Source organism: Streptomyces sp. NPDC059456, from assembly GCF_042750055.1.
GTDB lineage: Bacteria > Actinomycetota > Actinomycetes > Streptomycetales > Streptomycetaceae > Streptomyces.
The window spans coordinates 8034-12193 of the sequence record NZ_JBHYVA010000213.1; the positions used below are offsets into that span (position 1 = coordinate 8034).

Below are 4160 nucleotides of genomic sequence, written 5' to 3' on the forward strand. Positions count from 1 at the left end.
CTACACCACCAATAAAACACCATCCAACCGAGCTCCCCCCCCCCCCCGGCCGCGGGGGCGGGCCCCCCCCCCCCGCCCCCCCCCCCCGGCGTGTGTGACTCGTGGCCTTACTTCTTGCGGGCCGTGGTCTTCTTCGCGGTGGTCTTGCGCGCCGTCGTCTTCTTGGCGGGCGCCGTGGTCTTCGCCGTGGCCTTCTTGGCCGCCGGAGCGGTCTTCTTGGCGGCGGCGGTGGTCTTCTTCGCCGTCGTCGCGGCCTTCTTGGCCGTGGCGGTGGTCTTCTTGGCCGTCGCCGTGGTCTTCTTCGCCGCGGCGGTCTTGGTGACCGCCTTCTTTGCGGTGGCGACCTTCTTGGCGGTGGTCTTCTTGGCGACCGTGGTCTTCGCCGCCGCCTTCTTGGCGGTGGTGGCCTTCTTGGCCACGGCCTTCTTGACCGTCGCGGAAGCGCCGCCGGAAAGGCTGCCCTTGGGCGCCTTCTTCACCGACACCTCGCCGCCCTTGGGCAGCTTCTTGGTGCCCGCGACCAGGTCCTTGAAGCCCTGACCCGCGCGGAAGCGGGGAACGGAGGTCTTCTTGACCCGGACGCGCTCACCCGTCTGCGGGTTGCGGGCGTAGCGGGCGGGGCGGTCGACCTTCTCGAACGAGCCGAAGCCCGTGACCGAGACCCGGTCGCCCGCGACCACGGCGCGGACCATCGCGTCCAGTACCGCGTCGACGGCGTCGGCGGCCTGCTGACGGCCGCCCAGCTTGTCGGCAATCGCTTCTACGAGCTGCGCCTTGTTCACGTCTTCCCCTTCGGAGACTTCGCCAGAACGAATGTGTTCAAGCTTATTTCGCACGTTAGGCGGATATATACCGCAAATCAAACACGAAACGGGCTAATCACCCTAGTGCCGCAACGGTGTAGGTCGTTACGGAGTTCCTTCGCATCAGTCGCCTTCAGGGAATCGACCCTCGTCGAGGTCCTTCATCAACCTGTCCAGGCGCCTTGCCGCATCGGCGAGATCGTGCTTCGCCGCGGCCGTGACGACCAACAGCTTCCGGGACAGCGCCATCCTTACGCCCTCCGGGACTTGCAGTGTGCGCACCCTTGCGTGTGCTTCTTTCAGCCGGTCCGCGACGAGTTCGTAGAGCTCAAGTTGACTGTCGCGTTCCATGCACAGATTGTGCCATCTGGGGCGAGTTGTCGCCTCACGGGGCCTCAACACACGGCTGTGCCCCCCGCCCGACGGCGGGGGGCACAGTGTTGTCGATGTGATCACCCAAAGGTGAATAAGCGCTGATCAGGCAGGAATCAGGCCCGAATCGTACGCGGCTTGTGGCTCGGGCGGGCGCTTTCGTACGTGGCGATGTCCGCTTCGTTCTGAAGGGTGAGCGAGATGTCGTCCAGACCCTCCAGCAGACGCCAGCGGGCGTTGTCGTCGAGTTCGAACTCCGCCTCGATTCCCGCCGCGCGGACCTGGCGGGCGACCAGGTCGACCGTCACCTCGGCGGCCGGGTCGGCCTCGGTCAGCTCCCACAGCCGGTCGACGGTCTCCTGCGGCAGGACCACCGTCAGCAGACCGTTCTTCAGCGAGTTGCCGCGGAAGATGTCGGCGAAGCGGGACGAGATGACCGTCTTGAACCCGAAGTTCTGCAGCGCCCAGACGGCGTGCTCGCGCGAGGAGCCGGTGCCGAAGTCGGGGCCGGCGACCAGCACGGTCGCACCCTGGCGCTCCGGGCGGTTCGTGACGAACTCGGGGTCCTTGCGCCAGGCCTCGAAGAGCCCGTCCTCGAACCCGTCGCGGGTGATCTTCTTCAGCCAGTGGGCCGGGATGATCTGGTCGGTGTCGACGTTGCTGCGGCGCAGCGGGACGGCCCGGCCGGTGTGGGTGGTGAAGGCTTCCATGGTTCTCAGACTCCGGCGGTCTCGTCGGCGGCGGACAGGTCGGCGGGCGAGGCCAGATGGCCCAGTACCGCGGTGGCGGCGGCCACCTGCGGGGAGACCAGGTGGGTCCGCCCGCCCTTGCCCTGCCGGCCCTCGAAGTTGCGGTTGGAGGTGGACGCGGAGCGCTCACCGGGGGCCAGTTGGTCGGGGTTCATGCCCAGGCACATCGAGCAGCCCGCGTGCCGCCATTCGGCGCCGGCGTCCTTGAAGACCTTGTCCAGGCCCTCCTCCACGGCCTGCAGGGCGACGCGGACGGAGCCCGGGACGACCAGCATCCGTACGCCGTCGGCGACTTTGCGGCCGCCGATGATGCCGGCGACGGCGCGCAGGTCCTCGATGCGGCCGTTGGTGCACGAACCTACGAAGACGGTGTCGACCTTGATGTCGCGCAGCGGCTGCCCGGCGGTCAACCCCATGTACTCCAGGGCCTTTTCGGCGGCCAGGCGCTCCGAAGCGTCCTCGTACGAAGCAGGGTCGGGGACGTCGGCCGACAGCGGCGCGCCCTGGCCCGGGTTGGTGCCCCAGGTGACGAACGGCGACAGCGCGGCGCCGTCGATGACGACCTCGGCGTCGAAGACCGCGTCCTCGTCGGTGCGCAGGGTCTGCCAGTACGCGACCGCCGCGTCCCAGTCCTCGCCCACCGGGGCGTGGTCGCGGCCCTGGAGGTAGTCGAAGGTGGTCCGGTCGGGGGCGATCATGCCGGCGCGGGCGCCGGCCTCGATCGACATGTTGCAGATGGTCATCCGGGCTTCCATCGAGAGCTTCTCGATGGCCTCGCCCCGGTATTCCAGGATGTAGCCCTGGCCGCCGCCGGTGCCGATCTTCGCGATGATCGCCAGGATCAGGTCCTTGGCGGTGACGCCCTCGGCCAGCTCGCCGGTGACCGTGATGGCCATCGTCTTCGGGCGGGCCAGCGGCAGCGTCTGGGTGGCCAGCACGTGCTCGACCTGGCTGGTGCCGATGCCGAAGGCCAGCGCGCCGAAGGCGCCGTGCGTGGAGGTGTGGGAGTCACCGCAGACCACCGTGGTGCCCGGCTGCGTCAGTCCCAGCTGCGGTCCCACCACGTGGACGACGCCCTGCTCCACGTCGCCCAGGGAGTGCAGGCGCACGCCGAACTCGGCGCAGTTCGCCCGCAGCGTCTCCAGCTGGGCCCGGGAGACCGGGTCCGCGATGGGCTTGTCGATGTCGAGGGTGGGGGTGTTGTGGTCCTCGGTGGCGATGGTGAGGTCGAGCCGACGGACCTTGCGGCCGGCCTGGCGCAGGCCCTCGAAGGCCTGGGGGCTGGTCACCTCGTGCAGCAGGTGCAGATCAATGAAGAGGAGGTCGGGCTCGCCCTCGGCGCGCCGGACGACATGGTCGTCCCAGACCTTCTCCGCGAGTGTCCTACCCATCGCTTTCCCTCCGGCTCACCGTCCCGGATCCAGTGGTTCGTGGACCCGTACATACAGACTCGCTGGTTCTTGGAAAAATTGAACTTGCGTTTCACAGTGTGAGACGCGAATATCGTTTCATGGACAACTCTAGCGGCGTCGGCGTTCTCGACAAGGCAGCTCTGGTACTGAGCGCACTGGAGTCCGGTCCGGCCACCCTCGCCGGGCTGGTCGCGGCGACAGGGCTCGCACGACCCACGGCACATCGCCTGGCCGTGGCACTGGAACACCACCGGATGGTGGCGAGGGACATGCAGGGCCGGTTCATCCTCGGACCGCGGCTGGCGGAGCTCGCCGCCGCGGCCGGCGAGGACCGCCTGCTGGCCACGGCGGGACCGGTACTCACCCACCTCCGTGACGTGACGGGCGAGAGCGCGCAGCTCTACCGGCGTCAGGGCGACATGCGCATCTGCGTGGCGGCCGCGGAGCGGCTGTCGGGCCTGCGGGACACCGTCCCGGTGGGCTCGACGCTCCCGATGAAGGCCGGCTCGGCCGCGCAGATCCTGATGGCCTGGGAGGAGCCCGAGCGGCTCCACCGCGGGCTCCAGGGCGCGCGCTTCACGGCGACGGCCCTGTCGGGCGTACGGCGCCGCGGCTGGGCGCAGTCGATCGGCGAGCGGGAGCCCGGCGTGGCCTCCGTCTCGGCGCCGGTGCGCGGGCCGTCGAACCGCGTGGTGGCCGCCGTGTCGGTCTCCGGGCCGATCGAGCGCCTGACCCGCCACCCGGGCCGGATGCACGCCCAGGCCGTCATCGACGCGGCCGCCCGTCTGACGGTGGGCGTGCGCGGCTCGGGGTGTGCCTCCCCG

The 4160-nt window shown here is 69.4% G+C and carries 5 protein-coding genes; 1 reads left to right on the forward strand and 4 read right to left on the reverse strand.

Annotated elements, in window-relative coordinates:
• Positions 1-107: 107 nt before the first annotated feature.
• From ACFXA3_RS19980 to leuC, 4 genes are all read right to left on the reverse strand, one after another.
• The gene (locus ACFXA3_RS19980) at positions 108-782 is read right to left on the reverse strand and encodes an HU family DNA-binding protein (RefSeq protein ID WP_385188446.1); all 675 of its coding nucleotides are present in this window, start codon (positions 780-782) and stop codon (positions 108-110) included.
• A gap of 144 nt (positions 783-926) precedes the next feature.
• A complete protein-coding gene (locus ACFXA3_RS19985) occupies positions 927-1154 on the reverse strand; it encodes a hypothetical protein (RefSeq protein WP_045945905.1) in 228 nt (75 codons plus the stop codon).
• Between the two features lie 137 nt (positions 1155-1291).
• A complete protein-coding gene (gene leuD, locus ACFXA3_RS19990) occupies positions 1292-1885 on the reverse strand; it encodes a 3-isopropylmalate dehydratase small subunit (RefSeq protein WP_385188448.1) in 594 nt (197 codons plus the stop codon).
• Between the two features lie 5 nt (positions 1886-1890).
• Complete coding sequence (gene leuC / locus ACFXA3_RS19995; protein WP_385188449.1) at positions 1891-3315, reverse strand: 3-isopropylmalate dehydratase large subunit; 1425 nt, start codon at positions 3313-3315, stop codon at positions 1891-1893.
• Between the two features lie 119 nt (positions 3316-3434).
• Here leuC and ACFXA3_RS20000 point away from each other — a divergent pair.
• Positions 3435-4160, forward strand: a 726-nt coding sequence (locus tag ACFXA3_RS20000) for an IclR family transcriptional regulator (protein ID WP_385188450.1), incomplete at its 3' end; no start/stop codon positions are given.

Coding starts and splice junctions, on each gene's coding strand:
- ACFXA3_RS19985 (WP_045945905.1), bottom strand. CDS start 1,154: ATGGAACGCGACAGTCAACTTGAGCTCTACGAACTCGTCGCGGACCGG.
- leuC (WP_385188449.1), bottom strand. CDS start 3,315: ATGGGTAGGACACTCGCGGAGAAGGTCTGGGACGACCATGTCGTCCGG.
- leuD (WP_385188448.1), bottom strand. CDS start 1,885: ATGGAAGCCTTCACCACCCACACCGGCCGGGCCGTCCCGCTGCGCCGC.